This window comes from Barnesiella sp. An55, from assembly GCF_002161555.1.
GTDB classification, from domain to species: domain Bacteria; phylum Bacteroidota; class Bacteroidia; order Bacteroidales; family Barnesiellaceae; genus Barnesiella; species Barnesiella merdipullorum.
Genome location: NZ_NFHZ01000045.1, coordinates 1 through 781 on the forward strand (window position 1 = coordinate 1; position 781 = coordinate 781).

General features: G+C 57.4%; 1 protein-coding gene and 1 pseudogene. Both read right to left on the bottom strand.

The genetic code is table 11. The features are described from left to right. Window positions 1-32 precede the first annotated feature (32 nt). Window positions 33-308 carry a helix-turn-helix domain-containing protein gene (locus B5G10_RS12480; protein ID WP_087425048.1) on the bottom strand — a complete coding sequence of 92 codons (276 nt, stop codon included), beginning with the start codon at window positions 306-308 and terminating at the stop codon, window positions 33-35. A 50-nt stretch (window positions 309-358) separates the two neighbouring features. After that, window positions 359-781, bottom strand: a pseudogene (locus B5G10_RS12740) (hypothetical protein); the annotation flags it as partial.

The window sequence follows — 781 nt, forward strand, 5'->3', positions numbered from 1 at the left end:
TGACAGAAAAGGCACAAAAAAACAGGGCTGCCTTATTGCTCCTCTACAAAACTCTTCCGCCACTTGGAGGGCGAGCACCCCTCCTTTTCGGTAAAAATCCGGGAGAAATAACTCAGCGAAAGGAACCCCGACTCCTCGGATATGACTGCAATCGTCAGGTCGGGATGCTCCACCATCTGCTGCTTGGCATACTCGATGCGCAGCCCGACCGGCGAGGCGAAGGGCAACCTGTAGGCGGCGATGCCCGGTTCTCGATAAAGCAAAGTCCCGACCTCAAGAGCCGGGACTTGATTCTGTGCATTACGCAATTTCTGTTTCTCATGCTATCGCAGGCAACATGCCGCTACAACGACAGCACTTACCGCACGACCGCTTTCCGCACGGTATCGCCCACCTGCACGATATAGACTCCACCGGGCAGCGTGATGGTGCGGTCGGTTCCCCGATATACCGGGCGACCTTGCAGGTTATAGACGATAGCCGGGGCTGACGTACCCGCTATATGCAACTGGCCGGGGGTAGTGAAGATGCGGAGGTTATCCCCATCGACCGACTGGATACCGCTCACCTCGTTGCCGGTGAGCTGCACGAGAATGGCAAAGATACGGTAGTTCACCCCTTCGCCCACGGGGATGAGAAGCGTATATACCTCGCCCGGCTCGATGTCGTCGCTACCCGTATAGTAGAGGTAGCCGTCGGCTATGTGGGCGTCGAGTATGCGGGTGTCGCCCGAGGGTGTACCCAAGTAGGCTCCTTCGGGAATTTCGGGCAGGGCAATGGA